Genomic DNA, 20,843 nt, shown 5'->3' with positions numbered 1-20,843 from the left:
CAGGCGCTATTTGCGAACCATTGGGTGTAGAGCTCGTTGAGATCGGAGTTCTGTCAGCTCAGGGCTTCAATGCAGTCGATCGCGGCGAAAGATCTGTCGGGGAAGATCCGAGGAATCCATGTAGCAGCGATGCTGTTCCCTGCAGATGATCTTGCGCCGCCCTAAAAGCTTCCTCGTCGTCGCCCCGGAGTATGGCGTCCACGATTTCCTGGTGCTGCAAGTTGGAATGTTCCAGGTTGGGCTGGAGAAGAGGTATCCGGTCCAACAGGTCGCTCACCTTAGAGCGGACATCCGCCACCGCAAGGGCAAGGCTTGGCGATCCAACCACTTCTGCGATCGCCACATGGAACCTTGCGTCCTTCGGCCGGTACAGATTCGCAGGTGCACCGGCCACCTCGGCCAAAGTCCTCAGCAGGTGGCTGCGCTGGGCAGGGGATAAAGTCGCCCTGGCAGCCAAGGACGCGGCTGCCGGTTCGAGTACGCTGCGAAAGATAAGAACGTCTTCTACCTCGGCCGGATCGAGTTCCGGGTAGGACCCCGACCCTGCAGCTGGCCGGCTGCACACGTACGTTCCTCCATAGCGGCCGCGCTGAACCTCGACGTATCCGGCCTTCTGCAGCTCGGCTAAAGCATCCCGCAGCGTAGCGCGCGATACGCCCAGCATCTCGGCAAGTTCCCGTTCAGCTGGCAGTTTGGTCCCTACGCCGAAGAGACCGAGTTTGATGTTCTGGAGCAAGCGTTCGATCGTTTCCTCGAAAGCATTGCCGTGCCGGACGGGGCGGAGAATCGGGGCGGGAGTTCCGAGCAGTTCCTCTTCCATGCCCCTATCATAATCGGTCCAAAAAAAGGCCTATGACCGGGGATCAATGGACCGAGACAAACCTCGGCACTCGCGGAAGGCTGGTTGATTCGAGAAAAAAGGCCGCACAAATCAAGGAACCTCTTGACCGTGCACGTGATCTGACCCACACTGTAACGAGCTTATGGTCTTATTCCATACCAATACCCTTGGACGAAGGGAACTTACAGTGCCATCCTCTGATTCAACCCAGCTTACCGACGACGACAAGCAATATCTCCAGCACCGCCAACTGAAGCGCGGGGCCGCAGGCTGGGTCCTGCTTGCCGGACTTGGAGTTGCTTATGTCATCTCCGGCGACTTCGCAGGCTGGAATCTCGGCCTGGCCCAAGGCGGATGGGGCGGGCTCCTCATTGCGTTTGTTCTCATGGGCATTATGTACACCTGTATGGCTTTCGGCTTAGCCGAGCTATCCTCCGCACTGCCTACCACCGGCGCCGGATACGGCTTCGCCCGTCGGGCACTCGGTCCCCTGGGCGGATTCGCCACCGGAATGGCGGTGCTCATTGAATACGCCGTTGCACCGGCTGCGATAGCCATCTTCATTGGCGGCTACGTTGAAGCGCTGGGACTCTTCGGCTTGACGAACTCTTGGCCGGTCTACTTGGTGACCTACGCTGTTTTTGTGGGCATCCATCTCCGCGGCGTGGGAGAGGCTCTCAAGATGATCTTCGGCATCACCGCAGTCGCCGTCGTTGCCCTGGCCGCCGTAGTCGTGGGCCTGATCCCACATTTCAACGCCCAGAACCTCTTTGACATAGTCCCTGACGGCTCGCCCACCTCGAGCGCTTTTCTCCCGATGGGAATCAGCGGCGCCGTCGGTGCGCTCGTGTATGGCATCTGGTTCTTCCTTGCAGTCGAAGGGGTTCCCCTGGCCGCTGAAGAGACGGCCAATCCGAAGAAGGACATGCCGCGGGGCATCATGGTCGCTGTTGTGATCCTGGTGGTCTTCGGGGCCCTGATGCTCGTCCTCGTTCCGGGCGCCGCAGGGTCAGCGGCCATGAGCGAATCCGATAACCCCCTCCCGGAAGCCCTGCGTCTGGCGTACGGTGGCAACACTTTCCTGGCAGACTTCGTCAACTATGCTGGCCTCGCCGGGCTGGTAGCCAGCTTCTTCTCCATCATTTATGCCTACTCCCGCCAGCTCTTCGCGCTGTCCCGGGCAGGGTATCTTCCCAAATGGCTGTCCCTGACAGGCAAACGGCGAACCCCCTATTGGGCACTGATCATCCCCGGCTCAATCGGCTTCATGCTGGCGGCAATAACCGGTGACGGCGCACTCCTGATCAACATCGCCGTCTTTGGTGCCACAGTCTCCTATGTCCTCCTGAACCTCTCGCACATTGTTCTGAGGAAGAAAGAACCGGACCTGCCCCGCAGTTACCGGACCCCAGGAGGGGTCGTCACCACCTCAATCGCGCTGGTTCTTGCTGCGGTCGCGGTCGTCGCAACATTTGTGGTCGACGTATTCGCCGCGTCCATAACAGCTGCAATCTTCGGCGCAGCGCTCCTTTACTACTGGTTCTACGGCCGGCACCGCATTGTTGCAGGCGCTCCCGAAGAGGAATTCGCGCAGTTGGCTGCGGCCGAGGCCGAACTCAAAAGCTGACACCCATCCCGTCAGGGTCCAAACACTTTCCCTCATAAATACGATCAAAGTTACGGAAATCAAATGACGAATCAAACACCCGGTACGTCCGCGCAAGGCCAACTCAGCGTCGATGAGCTGCGAAACCTGGTCGCTTCCGGTGACATCGACACCGTTGTCGTTGCCATCACCGATTCGATGGGACGCCTGCAGGGTAAACGCTGTGGGGCAAGGTCTTTCCTCGAAGACGTGCTGGGGCACGGGGCCGAGGGCTGCAACTACCTCCTCAGCGTGGATGTGGAGATGAACACCATCGAGGGGTACTCCATGTCCTCGTGGGCGAACGGCTATGGAGACATGGTGATGCGGCCTGACGTCTCAACCCTGCGCCGGGTGCCGTGGCTGGAAGGCACTGCCATGATTCAATGCGACGTCCTCTGGCTCGACGGCCGCCCCGTCTCCCAGTCCCCACGCCAGATCCTGCGCGCGCAGATCGAGCGCCTGGAGGCCTTGGGATACCGCGCCCATATCGGCACCGAGCTCGAATTCATCATGTTTGACGACAGCTACGAGGAAGCATGGGACAAGAAATACGAGGGCCTTACCCCCTCCACCCGCTACAACGTGGACTACTCACTGCTAGCCACGGCAAGACTGGAACCGGTCATCCGAAGCATCCGTACTGGGATGGAAAAGGCTGGGCTGGTCGTTGAGTCTTCCAAGGGCGAGTGCAACCTGGGCCAGCAGGAAATCACGTTCCGGTACGCAGAAGCGCTTACTGCGTGCGACAACCACGCCTTCTACAAAAACGGGGCCAAGGAAATCGCCGCGCAGCAGGGCAAAAGCATTACGTTCATGGCGAAGTACAACGAACGTGAAGGCAGTTCCTGCCACATCCACTTCAGCTTGACCGACCTGGACGGCAATCCGGTCCTGGCCGGCGATGGCGAGCACGGCTTCAGCCCTGTTATGGAGCACTTCATCGCCGGCCAACTCGCCGGGCTGAAGGAGCTGGCATACTTCGTCGCCCCGAACATCAATTCCTACAAACGCTTCGTCGAAGGCAGCTTCGCTCCCACAGCCATCGCCTGGGGGCTGGACAACCGCAGTTGCGCACTGCGCATCGTCGGACGCGGTCCCAGCCTTCGGGTGGAAAACCGCGTTGGAGGCGGGGACGTCAACCCTTATCTCGCAGCCGCCGCACTTATCGCCGCCGCCATCCACGGTATCGAGAATGAGCTCCCCCTCGAGCCCATCATGACCGGTAACGCCTACCAGTCCGACGCTGATCGCATACCCACCAACTTGCGGGACTCCCGTGCGCTGCTGACCAACAGCGAGATTGCACGCAAATCCTTTGGCGATGAGGTTGTAGACCACTATGTCTTCGCAGCAGATGTCGAGCTGAAGGCTTTTGATAGCGCCGTAACGGACTGGGAGCGCAAGCGTGTCTTTGAACGTCTCTGATACCTACCGCCCACGGATCGGGCTGACAACCTACTTCCAGGAAGCTTCCTGGGGCGTCTGGACAGCAGATGCAGCAGTTCTTCCGGGAACCTACCTTCACGCCGTCGTCGCTGCCGGCGGCACTCCTGTCCTGTTGCCGCCCGTCGGGACCGACCCCTCGATCGTGGAGATGCTGGACGGACTGATCATCTCCGGAGGCAGCGATGTGGACCCGGAACAGTATGGGGCGCAGCCCCACCGGCTCACCCGCGCCCAACCAGCCAGGGACGTACACGACATCGCCCTGACCAAGGCAGCTCTGGACGCTGAAATTCCCCTCTTCGCCATCTGCCGTGGAGCGCAGATCCTCAATGTCGCCATGGGCGGATCGCTGATCCAGCACATCCCGGATGTGAACCCGGAGGCCGACTACCAACCGGCGTCGGGTGTCTTCGGCAACGTGGAGTTCACGACGGCGCCCGGCAGCATCAGCCGGCTTCTGCTGGGGCCATTGTCCAGCGCACCCTGTTACCACCACCAGGCCATGGACCGGATCGCTGACGGCCTTTCCGTCACGGCTGTGGCTGCTGACGGCACGGTGGAAGCCCTCGAAACGACAACGGGCGGATGGGCGCTAGGGGTCCAATTCCACCCGGAACAGAATCCCAACGACCTCAGGCTTTTCAATGGATTCATTGAGGCTGCAACGAACTACCGCAAAAATCGAACGGAGAGCTCCGGCAATGTCCACCAGCACGTTTGACGTACTGAATCCGGCAACGGAAGAGGTAATCGAGACCATAACCCTTGCAACACTTGAGGACACTGACAGGGCGATCGAAAAAGCCGTCCAGGCATTTGAGACCTGGCGCCATGTTGCCCCTGCAGACCGGGCTCTCCTGCTGCGCAGGTTTGCCGCGGCAGTAGACGCCGACCTGGAAAATCTTGCCCAGCTCGAAGTACGCAACGCCGGGCACACCATCGGTAACGCCCGATGGGAAGCAGGGAACGTCCGCGATGTCCTCACGTACTACTCCGCGGCCCCCGAACGGCACCTTGGCCAGCAGATTCCAGTAGCGGGAGGGGTCAACGTCACCTTCAATGAACCCCTCGGGGTCGTTGGGGTAATCGTCCCGTGGAACTTCCCCATGCCCATCGCCGCGTGGGGCTTCGCCCCCGCCCTTGCTGCTGGCAATACTGTCGTTCTGAAACCGGCGGAACTGACTCCCATGACTGCCATTCGGATCGGACAGCTGGCCAGGGAAGCAGGCCTGCCCGAAGGAGTCCTGCAAATCATCCCGGGCAAGGGCTCAGTCGTCGGGGAACGGTTCGTAACCCATCCTGCAGTGCGGAAGGTTGTCTTTACCGGTTCAACCGGCGTCGGTAAGCGGATCATGGCTGGCTGCGCTGAGCAGGTCAAGCCCGTGACCTTGGAGCTGGGCGGTAAGAGCGCCAACATCATTTTCGCCGATGCGGATCTTGAAGCCGCTGCTGCAGCAGCACCCGGAGGAGCTTTTGATAACGCCGGGCAGGACTGCTGCTCCCGCTCCAGAATTCTGGTCCAGAACAGCGTCTATGAAAAATTCCTCGAACTCCTGGAACCAGTAGTGAAGGCCCTGCGGGTCGGGGACCCCAGCGACGAGGCTTCGTTCATGGGCCCGCTGATTTCTGCAGCCCAGCACCGCACAGTTTCCGGCTTCGTCCCGGACGGCTCATCTGTGGCTTTCCAGGGATCCGCGCCGGACGGAAAGGGGTTCTGGTTCCCCCCTACTGTGCTTACACCTTCCCGCGAGGACCGGGTAATGCAGGAGGAGATCTTCGGCCCCGTCGTGGCAGTCGTTCCCTTCAAGGACGAAGCCGACGCACTACACCTGGCGAATGACTCGATCTACGGACTCTCCGGATCCATCTGGACACGGGACATCGGTCAGGCGCTGAGGATGGCCCGAGGACTTGAGTCGGGAAACCTTTCGGTCAACTCCCACTCCTCGGTGCGCTACTCCACGCCCTTTGGCGGCTTCAAGCAGTCAGGACTCGGACGGGAACTCGGCCCGGACGCCCTGAACGCGTTCACAGAAACAAAAAACGTCTTTATCTCCACCAACCCGTAAACGTCCCCACCACCTTAAAGGAAGCAAAAAATGATTGAAGTAATCTCCAACCGCCTCAAGGGACGCAGCGCTGTCATCACCGGCGGCGCCAGCGGTATCGGGCTCGCCACAGCTCGCCGCTTTGCCGCAGAAGGGGCCCATGTGGTTATCGCTGATCTGGACCCGACCGCTGGGCAGCGAGCCGCCGACGAGGTCGGCGGCCTCTATGTGAAGGTGGATGTCACCAGCGAAGAAGAAGTAAAGAACCTCTACGCCGTGACCAACGAAACCTATGGCAGCGTTGACATCACCTTCAACAACGCCGGAATTTCGCCGGCAGACGATGCCTCAATCATCGATACTGGGATCGATGCGTGGCGCAGGGTCCAGGAAGTGAACCTGACTTCCGTTTTCTACTGCTGCAAATACGCACTCCCCTACATGCAGGCCCAAGGCAAGGGCTCCATCATTAACACGGCGTCGTTCGTTGCGGTCATGGGTGCAGCCACCTCCCAGATCTCCTACAGCGCATCAAAGGGCGGGGTGCTGGCCATGAGCCGGGAACTCGGCGTCGAATTTGCACGGCAGGGAATCCGAGTCAACGCACTCTGCCCGGGACCCGTCAACACCCCCTTGCTGAAGGAACTCTTCGCCAAGGATCCCGAGAAGGCAGCCCGCCGCCTTGTTCACGTTCCCTTGGGCCGATTCGCTGAACCAGAAGAGCTGGCAGCAGCAGTCGCCTTCCTGGCCAGCGATGACTCATCCTTCATCACCGCCTCGACCTTCCTGGTCGATGGCGGCATCGCAGGCGCCTACGTCACACCTGAGTGACGGTCAGGTCCTGCGTGGACCCCATCCAATAGAACCAGTAGAGCCGATCCAGGTCCGGATCGCCTTCTGGCGTGGGGTAACCATCGAGGAGTAGCGGCTCCCGTTCCGGAACGGGAGGGGGATAAACGCGAACATAGCGGACGACGGCGGGACTTCCCGCCGTCGTCCGCTTTCGTTTGTCAGGCGTCGCCTTGCTCCAGGCTGCCAATTTCGCTTCCCACCCCGTCCCTTTCGACGAACCGTGGAGGTGCCCCCCGGTGCGGTAAGGTTCTGCACCATGAACCTGTCATCGTCGGCCATGCTTTACGCGTCGGGCTGGCCTGCACAGACCACGGCGTCGCATCCATCGGCGTACCTTTCGCCCCCTGACCCCTGACCGCTGACCGCGCGTCGAGCCCCTACCCACATCAGGAATACCGTGCCTCACAATCCGCTCTTCCTGCCCGACGACGGCCTCCGGGCAGCGCTCCGATCCACGCGCCGGAAAGCGACGTCCGACGTCGACTGGCTGGCGTTCGAGGCGCGCTTCGACACTGAATTCCCCCGCCTGAAGTCGCTGTTCCACCGCATTTACGGGCCCGGGGCGGATGATGAACTCCTGCGCGTGGTGCTGGACGCCGCAGCATCCTGGCAGGACCGCCCCGCGGACCTCAAAGCCATCGATGCCTCCCGTGCCAAGGCACCGGACTGGTTCCAGTCCAACCGGATGCTCGGAGGTGTCTGCTACGTCGATCTGTACGCCGGCAACCTCGCAGGCCTCCGCGAGCGCATCCCCTACTTCCGGGAACTCGGGCTGACCTATCTGCACCTGATGCCTCTGTTCCTGGCTCCCGAGGAGAATTCCGACGGCGGATATGCAGTCTCAAGCTACCGTGATGTCAACCCGGCACTCGGCACGATGGACGAACTGGCGGACCTTGCACGCGAGCTCCGCGAGAACGGCATCGCCCTGGTTGTCGACTTCATCTTTAACCACACCTCGACCGAGCACGAATGGGCCCGCCGGGCCGTTGCGGGGGATCCCGAATATCAGGATTTCTACTTGATTTACCCGGACCGTGAGATGCCGGACGCCTACGAGCGGACCGTTCGGGAAATCTTCCCCGACGACCACCCGGGCTCCTTCGTGCAGCTCGACGATGGCCGGTGGATCTGGGCCACGTTTTACTCCTTCCAGTGGGACCTCAACTACAGAAACCCGCGAGTGTTCAGGGCCATGGCCGGCGAGATGCTGTACCTCGCGAACCAGGGCGTCGGGATTGTCCGCATGGACGCCGTCGCCTTCATCTGGAAGCAGCTGGGCACGGCGTGCGAGAGCCTGCCCGAGGCCCATCTCCTGTTGCAGGCCTTCAACGCGGTATGCCGGCTCGCCGCGCCGTCGCTGTTGTTCAAGTCCGAGGCGATCGTGCACCCGGACGAGGTGGTGCAGTACATCGACCGCGGTGAGTGCCAGCTCAGCTACAACCCGCTGCAGATGGCGCTCATCTGGAACTCGCTCGCCACCCGGGAGGTCTCGCTGCTCGCCCAGGCCCTCGAGCGCAGGCACAACCTCCCCGAGGGAACGGCGTGGGTTAACTACGTGCGGAGCCATGACGACATCGGCTGGACGTTCTCCGACGAGGAAGCCGCGGAGCTGGGCATCAACGGGCAGGACCACCGCAGGTTCCTGAACAACTTCTTCGTCAACCGGTTCCCGGACAGCTTCGCGCGCGGAGTGCCCTTCCAGGACAACCCCCGCACGGGCGACTGCCGGATCTCAGGCACGACGGCGTCGCTCGCCGGGCTGGAAGCGAACGATCGCGCCGCCGTCGCGCGCATCCTCCTGCCGCACTCAATCGTCCTCAGCACGGGCGGCATCCCCCTGCTTTACCTCGGGGACGAGGTGGGCCAACTCAATGATTACTGCTACCTCGGGGACCCCGCCAAAGCGGACGACAGCCGCTGGGTGGGCCGGCCCGCCTATCCGGCGGACCGCTACGCGTCGAGGAATGACCCCATGACCGACGCCGGTGCGATCGCCACAGGGCTCGGCCGCCTCATTGAGGTCCGTAGGCAGGCGCCGGAATTCGCCGGCGGAAGGCTGGTGCCGTTCCACACGAACAACCCCCATGTCCTGGGCTACCAACGCCCGGGAATCCTCGACGGCGAGGAATCGACGGTCGTCGTGTTCGTGAATTTCGCGGAAACCCCGCAGGACGTCAGCGCCGAGACGCTGTCCGGCCTGCCAGAGACTGCGCTGGAACTGATCAGCGGGGTGGCCGTCCTGCTGCGTGCGGGCGTCACCCTGGAACCGCACGGAGTGCGCTGGTTCAGGACCTGAGAAAGTCCTGTCCGGCTGCTCCGCACTTAGAGGAGATGACGTCGTGGCCCTGTTGGGCGCCCACCACAATGAGGATTTACAAGCGTCACCGTCGCCGCACGGATCAGCAGGCATAAGCTGATACGAGAACGTCTCTTCCAGCACCGGGGAGGTCATCGTGGACGCTGAAACCGCCGATGTGATCGGTCATGATGTCACCACCATCACCTGCGTGTGCGGGAACACCGTCAGCAAGGACGGGTTGATTCAGGCCAACTCAGAAGGCGTCCCCGTCTACATCGGAGAGAACACCCCGGTCCCGGCGGAGCTGGCGGAATGGCCTGCTGACGAGGATGTCCACACCCTGTGCCCCTCATGCGGCCGCGTGTACCGTGACGCGATCATCGAGGAGACAGGGACCGCGCCCGTTGCTTTCCGGGTCGACGTCACCGCTGGCCCAATGGCAGAGGCCATCCGGGTCCACTGGAGCCTCAGCACCTGACAGGCGAATCCTCATCAGCGAGAACCTGGTGAGCGGACGACGGCGGGACCTCCCGCCGTCGTCCGCTTCCGTTTGATGACAAACCCAGCAGCTGTAGCCTGTACGTCCGGTCCGGTGACGTCACGGCTCCGAATCCCTAGTAGAGATCAGCAACGGAAGGCGGGCATGAGCGTTCGGCAGGAATCCGCGACGTGGGTGGCCACGCTGCGGCGGCACACAATTCCAACAGAGCTGGGCCCGTGCACTGTGCGAGTCCAACAGGGCATCGGAAGCGGGGCTCCGGCGTCCGGCACACCGGAGGTGTACCTGCACGGCGCCGCGGGATCCTGGACCACCTTCCGGCCGCTGCTTTCCGAAGCATCGCCCCACGATCGTGTCCTGATTGACCTGCCGGGCTGGGGCGAATCCACTAAGGGAGCCCGGCTGGAACACTTCGGCATCGAGACGATGACACGCGCAGTCACCGATGTACTGAACTTTCTCAACTACCCGCGATGGAACCTCGTGGGCCACTCCATGGGAGGCTTTCTGGCTTTGCATATTGCCGCGACGTGGCCGGAGCGGACCGCCAGCGTCGCTGCCATTTCGCCCACGACATTCGGCGTGTCTGAGGCCGCCCGCGAGCCACTGCGCAGCCTGTCCCGGTTCCCGGCGTTTGTCGGCATGATGCTGCTCATGCGCTCACTGGCGGCCCTAGGTCCAGCCGGGCTGGCAATGGTCCGTGCAGTCGGTGCCACACCCGTGATGGGACCGTTGATGTCACCGTTCTTCGCAGATCTCCCAGGCATGTCAGCTGGGGTGATCCGCGGGCTCGGCCATAACGCCCGTCCGGCCAGCTTCTCCGCGGCTGCCCGGGCAGTGGCGTACTACGACTTTGACCAGTGGCGCGGCATCCGCTGCCCTGTGCTGGCGACCCGCGGGGAAACTGATGTATTCACGTCTCCCTCCGACCTGGACCGGCTGGCCGCCACAGTGCCGCAAGTCCAGACTGTGACGATCCAACATTGCGGGCACTTCGCCAACGTCGAGCAGCCGGAACAGGTGCAACGACTGCTCAAGGACCTGTGGTCACTGTGACCGGGCAGGGGGCCAAGCGGACGACGGCGGGACCTCCCGCCGTCGTCCAGTCCCCGCGCCCCAAGCTACGGGACAGAGCTGTTGGCTTCACGCTTGGTGCCGTGGCTAGAGCCAGTAGCCCGATGAGGCAGCCGCGATTAAACCCGCACTGCGCCCGGTTTGCCGTCTTCGACCTCGAACACCGCATGCGTGTACTGCCCTGCGGTCCGGGTGCCCACCCCGGTGGCCATGCGAAGCTCCGTGCGCCAGCGCTCGGGAGTGACCTGGCAACGGACGTAGCCCCGCCGGTCGCCATCGAAGAATTTGATGTGCGGGTTGAACCCGATCATGGGCTCATAGTAGGGCCCGTAAACTGGCACGTCGCCGTTCGTGCTGATGGAGGTCCCGACGAACTCGGTGGCCACCACCGGGGAGTCCGGCCGGTCGAAGTCGAGGTGGACGTCGTTGACGAAGGTGGAGTGCCAGTCGCCCGTGACGAACACAGCGTTGCGCACCGCCGGCTCGGCGATCACATCCAGCAGCCTCTTGCGGGCGGCCGGAAAGCCATCCCAGGCGTCGTGCCACAGCAGCTCGCCCGCAGCACCGTCGTGGTCGAGGCGGGAGACCATGACGTTGTTCCCCAAGATGTTCCACCGCACGTCTGAGTCTCGCAGGCCGGCGTAGAGCCACTGCTCCTGCTCTGAGCCGAGCATGCTGATTGACGGGTCGTAGGCCGCTTCGCATGCCTGGGCTTCGCCCCAGCCGCACGGTGGGGCGTCGCGGTACTGGCGTCCATCCAGAACGTCCAGCTGCGCGAGGCGACCATAGCGTAGCCGCCGGTAAAGCTGCATTTCCGTTCCGCGGGGCAGCGACCGTGCCCGCAGGGGCTGGTGCTCGTAGTACGCCATGTAGGCCGCGGCCCGCACTGCGGTGAAGGCCTGGGTCTGCCCCTCCCAGCCCCCGGCGTAGTCATTCTTGACCTCGTGATCGTCCCAGGTCACGATGAACGGGAACCGGGCGTGCGCAGCCTGCAGGTCGGGATCCGACTTGTAGAGAGCGTAGCGGGCCCGCCACTGCTCAAGCGTCTGCGGGGCCGGCTGGGCAGCCGCCGGCACAGGTGTGCGACGCAGCCCGCCGCCTGCGGCAATCTCGTACTCGTACACGTAATCGCCCAGATGCACCACAAAGTCGAGGTCCTCTGCGGCCATGTGGCGGTAGGACGGAAAGAAGCCATCCTCCCACTTCTGGCAGGAGGAGAAGGCAAAATCGAGCTGCCGTACATCCGCCCCGGGGGCCGGCAAGGTTTTGGTTCGGCCCACCGGGGACCAGTGGTTACGGAACTTGAACTCGTAGAAGTACTCACTGTCCGGTGCCAGGCCATCGACCTCCACGTGAACCGAGTGCCCCAGCTGCGCCGGGGCGTGCGCGCTCCCGCGCTGGACAACATCGCGCATCCCGGCGTCGGTGGCCAAACGCCACTCCACGACGGCGTGGCCCGAGGGCATGCCGCCGTTCGGGTCGAACGGCTTCGGGGCCAGGCGGGTCCACAGCACCACGCCGGAGGGCGTGGGGTCGCCGGAGGCGATTCCCAGCGTGAAGGGATCATCCTTGGCTCGCGCCGGCGTCGACGCAGCGTCCGCCCTGGTAGCTGGGGCGGCGGCCAGCGCAGCGGCCGCCGAGACACCGGCGACGCCCGCGAGGAAGAGGCGGCGGTCGATCAGATGGGAGTTACCAGGCAGTAGGAGAGGCATGGAGCCAGCTTGGTCGGGGGCGGTGAACAGGAAGTCTCTCTCCGGGAACTCCACGGGAACCCGACGGCTAACAAGCCATGAACCGGAGTACGCTCGACCGGGTCATGGCTTCGGACCTCCCGCCGTCGTCCGCTTTCTGTTTGTTAGGCGTGGATTCAGTAGAAGGAGATGAGCTCGACGAGCTCCCCGACCCTGTCCTCGGGGTACTTACGGGCGATGTCTGCCTGGCTGAGAATGCCCACCAGGTCGTGGCCGTCGATGACCGGCAGCCTACGCACCTGGTGCTCCCCCATGGTCCTGATCGCTTCTTCGATGGAAGCGTCCGCACCGATGGTCACCGGCTTGCCCTGGCCAAAATCCCCGGCCTTGCCGTTCGCGGGTCACCACCTTCCGCGAAGCATTTGATGACAATGTCGCGGTCCGTGATCATGCCCTTGAGCCGGTTGTCCTCCCCGCATATCGGCAGGGCGCCGACGTTCAGCTCCTTCATCTTCCGGGCGGCTGCTTCCAGCGTTTCGTTTTCACCGATGCATTCAACGCCGCCGGTCATAATCTCACGTGCTGTGGTCCTGGCATTCTCCTCATACGATCCGAAGGGCACTTCTAGAGCTGCTGGCCCGTAGGCCCGGTGTCCTCGACTTCGCCGCGCCAGGCGCCGGTTTCGGTACCACGCGATTCGATGAAGTCCTTGAACTTACGCATGTCGGCCTTTACCTGCATCTCGTCCATCTTCAGGGCCGCACCCGCCTTTTCTGTGAAGGTTTCCGGCGCCCATTCAAAATGGACCTTGACTTTGGTGTGATTGGCATCGAGCGGTGTGAACCTGATGATGCCGGCATGGGACTTGCCGTCGGTGCTGCGCCAGGCGATCCGGTCGTCAGGCTCCTGGTCAACTATTTCAGTATCGAATTCCCGTTGAACACCACCGACCTTGGTAACCCAGTGGTTGGTGGTGGCAGTCAGCTGGGTTACGGATTCCACACCGGACATGAACTGCGGAAAGGATTCGAACTGGGTCCACTGGTCATACGCTGTGCGCACCGGTACTGCGACTTCAACGGTCTCTTCAACGGTTTCCATCTGCTTCCTCCTGTCATGACGGACGGCCCGCAATAGCGGACCGGCGGCCGTTGCCGTCCGGTCAGTCAGGCAACCACCACCTCTGCACGATAAATCCGGCGCCTACCTGTGTCCAGACCTTCCGAGTCCACAGGACATCGATGTCACCGCTGGCCCGATCGCAGACGCATTCCGGGTCCACGGGGAGGTCAGCACGTAGGCCGGAGATACGGCCGACGACGGCGGCAGGCGTCCGCCGTACTCGGCTTTCGTTTGTCAGGCGGCGGCCATGTGCTCCGGCGTCGTACCGCAGCAGCCGCCCACGAGGCCTAGGCCGAATTCGCGCACGAACTGCTCGTGCGCGGTGGCGAGATCGGTGGGTGAGAGCGGGTAGTGCGCGCCGTTGGGGCCGAGCACCGGCAGTCCGGCGTTGGGCATGCAGGCGATCGCCACGGAGGACTGCTTGGACAGGTGGCGCAGGTGCTCGCTCATCTCGTCCGGGCCGGTGGCACAGTTCAGGCCGATGGCGTCGACGCCGAGCGGCTCGAGCGCGGTGAGCGCGGCGCCGATCTCGGAGCCCATCAGCATGGTTCCGGTGGTTTCGACAGTGACCTCGACGAAGATCGGGAGCCGTACGCCGCGGGCCACGATGGCCTGCTTGCAGCCGTTGACCGCGGCTTTGGTCTGCAGGAGGTCCTGGCTGGTTTCGATGAGGAAGGCATCCGCTCCCCCGTCGATGAGGCCCTCGGCCTGCAGGGCGAAGGTCTGCTTAAGGTAGTCGTAGCTGGTGTGCCCGAGGCTGGGAAGCTTGGTGCCAGGCCCCATCGAGCCCAGGACCCACCTCATCCGTCCGTCCACGGCTTCCGCAGCCTCCGCCCGCTCGCGGGCGATCTCCGACCCCTTCCGCGCGAGCTCTTCAATCCGGTCGTCGATGCCGTAGTCGGAGAGGTTTGACCAGTTCGCGCCGAAGGTGTTGGTTTCGACCGCATCGATTCCCACTGCGAAGTACGCGTCATGAATGTCCGCGAGGACGTCCGGTCGAGTGGCATTGAGGATCTCGTTACAGCCCTCCAGCCCCAGGAAGTCTGCCTCGAGCGACAGCTCCCGCTCCTGCAGCATGGTGCCCATCGCCCCATCGGCAATGACGACCCGGTGGTTCACCGCATCCAGCAGCTCCTGCGAACGGACGGGGCGGGGGACGGACTCAATATCAAGCGCAAAACGAGGCATCTAAACAGAGTACGGCGGGGCCCGAAACATTGCGCCGTGTTTCCATGTACTACGACGGCGGGTGGTGGGTAGTTCTGCTTCAACCTCCGCCACGGCTGCGCCATGTTTCCCCTACCTGCGTGAAGAGGACACGATGGAAATCGCCATCGAGAGGCTGGTCGGGCAGGAGCAGAAGCTGGTCAGCTTCCAGCGGTAACTGCTGAGGCGCAGAGACGGAGCGGACGACGGCGGGACTTCCCACCGTCGCGCGCTCACGCTTGATGCCGCTCCCTTACAGCGCCGACCAGCGGCCGTCGTCCGTTTCTGTTCGTCAGGCGTCATCGTGGGCGAGGTTGATGGAGAGCTCGTTGCGGCCAACGGGCCGTTTGCAATCGGGTTTTATGCCCTGTAGATCGGGCCCGCTTGCCACCGCCAAGGAGAGGACTGCTCCGAGGACATGCGAGACTCCCCACTGGCTGTCTCTCAGGTCAGGAAGCCGGGTCCGATTCAAGCTGGGTTGCAATCTTGCGGCGCTTGACGTTGGCATAAATCCCGAAGGCAATACAGGCAACGAAAAGAACTGGCCCGACTCCCGGTATCAAGCCCAACAACGCCCCCACAACCACCATCAGGATAATCATGGACACGCCGGCCGCACGGTGAACTGTCGGGCTATGCTTTCGGTCCGCCGGGGTAAGGGACACCACCTTCCTGGGCATAGCCGCGCGCTGTACTTCTGGTTTCTGCTGGACTGGCGCGGCAGATCTCGCTTTGTCCTGAACACGGATTCGCTCAGATTCACCGAAAGCTTCTGGAACGAGATAGGAATGCCCTTCAGCAATCAAGGCAGGCAATGACGGCAGCTCCTTGAGCCACGAATCGGGCAAATCTGTGGCACGCGCGCCCTGGATGATCAGCTCAGCCGCAAGGCCTGAGCCTTTAAGCTTGGCCCACACTCCCAGGAACTTGCCCATATCTTCTGCGTGCCCGATGCTTGGGAGGTAGTGAGCCGATGTGGCCGCAGTAAGCTGACCGACCCTTTCACCGTCGAGGCGCACCTCAACAAGCTCCCGCTCCGTTCCGTTTTTCAGCGCGTGGACGAGTTTGTGCAGTGTGAGAATCACCAAACCTTCGCCTAAGGCTGGCACGTAGTTGAAGAGATAGCTGAAGTGCTTGTCCTCCCCCGTAACCTGAAGCGCACCACCCCAAGGGAGTAGGGCGACACCTTCCGAAGGGGGGATATTCAGCGGCACCATGTGCTCGGGTGCTGGCATGTAGATGCTAACCCGTGAACGGAAGTCCGTCCGCTTCTCGTCCGTCCACGACCTAGAAGTCGTGGCCCATACACGTGCAGATGTCACTGCTTTGTGCCCGCTAGCAGCAATCCGATGAAGCACAGAGACATACGCAAGCGCATCTTCACGGCTGAGATAGCCAACAACGTGGTCTTTGATTCGGACTGAGATGGCATTGGAATCGTGGGGATTATCGGGTTCAGGCACCAGATGAGCTTCGTGCTGTTGTTCCACGTCCTCATCAAGTTTGGGAGTTCGACCGACGACAGCCTTTATTTGCTTACTTCGGTACGTTTCACCGACAATTTCCATGTTTTGCCAAGTGCTGGCTCCTGGCAGGATGTAATTGCTCATTTCCCCCAACTTTCCTTGTCTGCGTGCCGACGCACAACCGAAGTTGATGAAAGTCTAGGGCCGGGCCGTCCAATTCGACGGTTGATGACGCTGTTCCGTTTGCCTCGGTTAAGCAGGCTTGACGCCGGGCGCCATTTCGGCCCTCACGGATTGCGAGGAATCGCATTTTCGTGCCGACCCAAGATGGCTGTACTCACCCATATGGACGCAACTGACGCGTACATGCTGACGAACGCTGCTCCCTCGTCCCAGCATTGAGCGGGCGACGGCGTGACGTCCCGCCGTCGCCCGTTGACGTTTTGTTAGACGTCGGCGTGGGCGAGGTTGCTGGAGAGTTCGCGGTGGGCGTCGGCCTGGATCTGGAGGGCCTTGCCCCGTGCTTCGAAGACGCCCACGGCGTCCGCGCCGGCGGCGAAGCGCAACGGCGGCGAAGCGCAACGGCGGCTCGTCCAATTCGGCCAGCTGGATGGCCGGCGGGGTGTACGGCGCGACGACGTGTGCCTCTGGCGGCCCTCGCTGCGGCTGTTCGCTGAGCGTGGGATATGAGCAGACCTCCACAGAGGACGTCGCGAGCATCACTATTTCCACGTTGAGCCGCTCGCTCTGGCCCAAGTGCTGCGCCGCTGAGGGATCTTTGCTGTCCGAACTCATGGCCGCGCTATAGCACTCTAGATTCCTTTTTTTCGACAAGCAGATCTGTCAACGCCGCGTCAATCGTGGGGAAGCGAAACTTGAATTCAGAATTTTGGAGAACTGTCGGCAGACATCTTCGACCCGTAAGCGCCAGAGCGGGGTCTGTGCCTAGGAGCAAAGAACCCAATTTGATCATCCAGCTCGGTGTGGGAGGGGACCATCGCGGTCGATTCAGACAACGGCGAAGGGCGGCCATTAATTCGACATTCCGGATCGGCTCCGGTGCACAGATGTGAAGCACTCCCTCGAAAGAAGACAGTGAGCCAGGAGCTAATGCGGTGGAGGTGGGAGCAGGTACCAACGTATCGATTGCCCGCAAGAAATCAGTGATGTGGATCCAGGTCACCCATTGTCGACCGCTTCCAACTGTCCCTCCCAGGCCCCAACGGGTAATTAGTGACAGTCTGTCTAGAGCCGGGGAGCCAGATTGAAGGACTACTCCTGTTCGAAGTATCACCAAACTAGTGATCGCATCTGCAGGTGCGACTGCGTTCTCCCAGGCAAGCGCAACACCGGTCATCTGCGAAGGTCCGCGTTGAATTGAAGAGTCTTCTTTGATGAATTTGTCTCCAGCATCCCCATATACCGCTGTCGTACTCATCTGCAACCAGCGAATCGGAGGGAATTCCTCCGCTGCTTTCAGGAGGGCCTGGACAGGCAGCGTGCGTGACGACCGGAGCCTATTGATTGTTCGCTTCGTGGGTCGTTGATCGACAGTTTCTCCTGTTAGGTTCAGGAGAACGCTGCCCGCAATCTCTTTCGCCCAAGGCCCTATGTTGGTGCCGTCCCATAAGACCTGCTTCACCGCTAGGTCATGCCGTGGGCGCCGGGTCAATAGAACTACTTCGTCTCCCAGCGACGCTCGGTGAGAGGCTACCGCCCTACCGAGCGACCCTGTTCCACCAGCAATAACAAACTTCATCAGAACCGTCCCTAAGATTTGGCTTCTCTGGCCCAAGTTGCACATGTGCCATGAATCAACCGTAATGATGCACCGGCGTTGGAATGTCATCGTGACCGAGAGGCACAACGTGCATCGACGGCGGCTGACGCCGCCGAGGAGAGCGGGTCTTGCCTGCTCTCCTCGGCGAGTATGTTCTGTTTGGTTGATCAGCGCTGAACGGACGCGACCAATGAGGGCGAACCGCACAGTCCCGTCAAGCAGTTGAAGCCTTCGTTATCCTTATTGAACAATGTGACCCAGAATTCGGCTCCGGTATTGTTGAACCTCACGTAGCCTTCGTGGTTAGGAACAGGATAACGGTTACCTACTACTTCCACGAGCCCAGAGCGATAAAAGCGGGTGAGGACGTTGTACGTAATTTCACCTGGGCTGCAAAATGGGTTGCCCGCCTTGTGGTTGAACCTTGATTGTGCGTAAGAACCGCTTCGGTAGGTGTCTTGGAATAGCATCTTATCCATGCTTGCAACTCGCGTTTCGACAAGGGTTCCATTGTGATACTTCTTCGTTGCACCGATGCCTTTAACCGCAATCATGGAATATTCATCCGGATTACCCCAACTAACATTCATAAACATCATCGTTCGATAATCTTGGATGTTGTCCGGTTCGGCTATGCGAGGCGTACGGAATGACCGGTTGTCACCGCCAAACGTGTATCCAGAGTGACCGAGCACGCCGCAGGCAGTGGCTCCGACAAGATCAACAGAAGTTTGTGCATCCGGGATAAAGGTCTTGTAAATGAAGGCGGTATTGTAGGGCTGATACGTAAGCGGCTGAATCGTGGGAACTTCAAGCGACTTTGGGTCATCACTTGCAAGCGTCGTCACTGGTACTGTCCTTGTGACTTCTTGGATGGATCCATCACTGTTGTGACCCAGAATTCCCACTACCTCATATGTGTATTTAGTTCCTGGTGAAAGATTCTTGTCCTTAAAGTTCGTTGTAGCATTTTCTGATATGCGCACCCCATCTCTGGACACTTGATACTTCTTTATGCCCGGTGTTGGTGTCCATGAAATGGTGACTGTTGTACTTGTAACGCCCGAAGCTATGGAAGGAACCATCTCCGGGTTCGTGGCAGGGGCCTGAACTATTGGCACTTCCTCGATTGTCCGATTGGTTGGTGACCACGCTTTCGTCCAGTCCGTATCCGAGAGTTCGAGTGACTGCTGCGCAGGGTTAGAATCAAGCGGTTTACTGTAAACTACGACCCTCACGCCTTTTTGTTTTGAATCGACAGCGTCGATGGTGCGTTCGCCTGTTTCGTTTGTTGACTTCAAGACGCTTAGGGCTTTGCCAGCTGAATCTGTCATCTGTAACGATTGACTTATGTCGATGTCTACTGGTTCGGATGCATTCGAACCAGGATCGGCTGTAGACGGCGCGGAGGTTATCCCTGTAAGTAGAACGGCCGCAACGCTCACCGTACACAACAATCGTGAACTTCTAATCATGTTTCCCCCATTTTTTGGTCGCAAGCGCGAGCATCCTGACTATATATGCATTTGATGGACTAATCCAAGTTGCGGTTAGCCCCTTAAAGGTCTCCGAGGGCGTCAAACCAGAGGGCGGGCTGCGTTGATTGGACCGAGATCGGCACTGCACCAGCCGGACTTCAACTCTTTCCGCTACAGCCACTGCTTTGTGCTGCGCCCTGATAGCTGGTTTGGGTTAGAGCCAAGCATGAGCAGGGGAATGGAGCTGATTCGGGTGGAGGTTCTCGCCTATTTTTGTGCTGATGGAGCGCCTGAGTTGGAAGGACCTCCGAGCAGCTAGCCCTACGGGGCGTGCTGCACGCCCGACGCTGATAGACGCCTGTGACCCCGGCAAAGGGCGCCTTTCAGTTCACCAGTGGAGGACGGCAGGTGGAGCAGTGTCACCATGATTCGGCTAGTGTGTCGCCCATGGTACTTTCCACCTCACGACGTTCGAACAGAGTTGCACTGCCGCTCTTGGTCCGGGCGATGTTTACGGGGGCCATGTTGGGCGCATGCATCAGCGCGGTTTTCTCGGTCTTTTCTTCGGTTCAGGCCGCCCTGTATCCCGCGGAGTTCGGGCTTTGGGGTATGAACGGCGGACAGATAGCCTTCATAGTCGTGGTGGGGTCCCTTGTTGGAGCCTTTGCCGGCCTTGCAACAGGTGCAGGTTCAGTAGTGGCACTCTGGGTTGCGGCCAAGATGGCACCCGCTGGCGCGCTGCCACGAGCACTTACTTCAGGACTAGGTGCAGCTGCAGTTACGGCTGTTTACAGTCTCATCACTTTAAGTGTCATTGGGGCAACGGGCATGGGTCTGATCGGGCTCGGGGTTAGCCTCGCCGCTGTTTCAGGCCTGCTAGCGGGTCTATATACAAGACGGTTGAATCGCAAACGTCGGTCCTCTAACTGATGCAGATCCACCGAACATCGTTCCAGAAGCTATGTCCCCAGCTATGGGTTCGTTGCCCTCGACTTCGAATTTCCGGCGGGAGACGTACTGATGAACGGTAGTACTACGTTCCCTTATGCTCTTCCTCTTCCTGAATTCGCTGATCCCAACGAGTGGGAGTAGCGTCCTGAACACCGCCGCAACCAGAGCTCGCCTAAGCGGATTGAGTCCGCCTGAGAACATTGGGCCAGTGCCGCGAGATACGTTTCCTGCACCAAGTTCATTGCAGTGGAGGCGTTATGCCGGCGATTGCGCCAATCTCTGCTGGCCGCATCTAGCTTGTCATCTAAGTCCAAGGCAACCTCCGGTCCGGACTGTTCAACGGGGCGTTCCCAGACATTTTCGTTGAACGACTTCAACCACGAACGGTAGGCCGGACCGTCGAAGTCGAGCCCGGTTTTAGACTTTACTTGCCGTTCGA

Annotated in this window: 14 protein-coding genes and 2 pseudogenes; 8 read left to right on the top strand and 8 right to left on the bottom strand. The window is 60.9% G+C overall.

Features of this window, described 5'->3' with window-relative positions; translation table 11 throughout:
* Window positions 1–58: 58 nt before the first annotated feature.
* Window positions 59–820, bottom strand: coding sequence for a FadR/GntR family transcriptional regulator (locus ACZYZ4_RS00200; protein WP_463857140.1), 762 nt, complete (start codon window positions 818–820; stop codon window positions 59–61).
* Window positions 821–1,028: 208 nt separating this feature from the next.
* Between ACZYZ4_RS00200 and eat the strand changes: the two genes are divergently transcribed.
* From eat to ACZYZ4_RS00160, 8 genes are all read left to right on the top strand, one after another.
* Window positions 1,029–2,468, top strand: a complete 1,440-nt coding sequence (eat, locus tag ACZYZ4_RS00195) for an ethanolamine permease (RefSeq protein WP_463857138.1) — start codon at window positions 1,029–1,031, stop codon at window positions 2,466–2,468.
* 63 nt (window positions 2,469–2,531) lie between these two features.
* Window positions 2,532–3,914, top strand: a complete 1,383-nt coding sequence (locus ACZYZ4_RS00190) for a glutamine synthetase family protein (RefSeq protein WP_463857136.1) — start codon at window positions 2,532–2,534, stop codon at window positions 3,912–3,914.
* Window positions 3,895–4,656, top strand: a complete 762-nt coding sequence (locus ACZYZ4_RS00185; protein WP_463857134.1) for a gamma-glutamyl-gamma-aminobutyrate hydrolase family protein — start codon at window positions 3,895–3,897, stop codon at window positions 4,654–4,656. Before ACZYZ4_RS00190 ends, ACZYZ4_RS00185 begins: the two co-directional genes overlap by 20 nt.
* Window positions 4,637–6,004, top strand: coding sequence for an aldehyde dehydrogenase family protein (locus tag ACZYZ4_RS00180; protein WP_463857132.1), 1,368 nt, complete (start codon window positions 4,637–4,639; stop codon window positions 6,002–6,004). Before ACZYZ4_RS00185 ends, ACZYZ4_RS00180 begins: the two co-directional genes overlap by 20 nt.
* Window positions 6,005–6,034: 30 nt before the next feature.
* Window positions 6,035–6,814: a 3-oxoacyl-ACP reductase gene (locus ACZYZ4_RS00175; protein ID WP_463857130.1), complete on the top strand. Its 780-nt coding sequence runs from the start codon at window positions 6,035–6,037 to the stop codon at window positions 6,812–6,814.
* 418 nt (window positions 6,815–7,232) lie between these two features.
* The gene (locus ACZYZ4_RS00170) at window positions 7,233–9,134 is read left to right on the top strand and encodes an amylosucrase (protein ID WP_463857128.1); all 1,902 of its coding nucleotides are present in this window, start codon (window positions 7,233–7,235) and stop codon (window positions 9,132–9,134) included.
* Window positions 9,135–9,291: 157 nt separating this feature from the next.
* Window positions 9,292–9,615: a hypothetical protein gene (locus ACZYZ4_RS00165; protein WP_463857126.1), complete on the top strand. Its 324-nt coding sequence runs from the start codon at window positions 9,292–9,294 to the stop codon at window positions 9,613–9,615.
* Window positions 9,616–9,780: 165 nt separating this feature from the next.
* A complete protein-coding gene (locus ACZYZ4_RS00160) occupies window positions 9,781–10,692 on the top strand; it encodes an alpha/beta fold hydrolase (protein ID WP_463857124.1) in 912 nt (303 codons plus the stop codon).
* Window positions 10,693–10,829: 137 nt separating this feature from the next.
* Here the strand turns inward: ACZYZ4_RS00160 and ACZYZ4_RS00155 are convergent, their stop codons facing one another.
* The 7 genes and pseudogenes from ACZYZ4_RS00155 to ACZYZ4_RS00125 form a co-directional block, all read right to left on the bottom strand.
* The gene (locus tag ACZYZ4_RS00155) at window positions 10,830–12,422 is read right to left on the bottom strand and encodes an alkaline phosphatase D family protein (RefSeq protein ID WP_463857122.1); all 1,593 of its coding nucleotides are present in this window, start codon (window positions 12,420–12,422) and stop codon (window positions 10,830–10,832) included.
* Between the two features lie 155 nt (window positions 12,423–12,577).
* Window positions 12,578–12,972: pseudogene (locus ACZYZ4_RS00150) on the bottom strand (CBS domain-containing protein).
* Between the two features lie 53 nt (window positions 12,973–13,025).
* On the bottom strand, window positions 13,026–13,502 hold the full coding sequence (locus tag ACZYZ4_RS00145) for an SRPBCC family protein (RefSeq protein WP_463857121.1): 477 nt from the start codon (window positions 13,500–13,502) through the stop codon (window positions 13,026–13,028).
* A 261-nt stretch (window positions 13,503–13,763) separates the two neighbouring features.
* A pseudogene (locus ACZYZ4_RS00140) lies at window positions 13,764–14,711 on the bottom strand (homocysteine S-methyltransferase family protein); the annotation flags it as partial.
* 467 nt (window positions 14,712–15,178) lie between these two features.
* Complete coding sequence (locus ACZYZ4_RS00135; RefSeq protein ID WP_463857119.1) at window positions 15,179–16,339, bottom strand: HIRAN domain-containing protein; 1,161 nt, start codon at window positions 16,337–16,339, stop codon at window positions 15,179–15,181.
* 658 nt (window positions 16,340–16,997) lie between these two features.
* Complete coding sequence (locus ACZYZ4_RS00130) at window positions 16,998–17,954, bottom strand: epimerase (protein WP_463857117.1); 957 nt, start codon at window positions 17,952–17,954, stop codon at window positions 16,998–17,000.
* Between the two features lie 188 nt (window positions 17,955–18,142).
* The gene (locus tag ACZYZ4_RS00125) at window positions 18,143–19,309 is read right to left on the bottom strand and encodes a fibronectin type III domain-containing protein (protein ID WP_463857115.1); all 1,167 of its coding nucleotides are present in this window, start codon (window positions 19,307–19,309) and stop codon (window positions 18,143–18,145) included.
* Between the last annotated feature and the right edge of the window lie 1,534 nt (window positions 19,310–20,843).

This window comes from Pseudarthrobacter adonitolis (genome assembly GCF_055412845.1).
The sequence above is the reverse complement of the archived record's forward strand: the minus strand, read 5'-3'. Positions and strand labels throughout refer to the sequence as shown.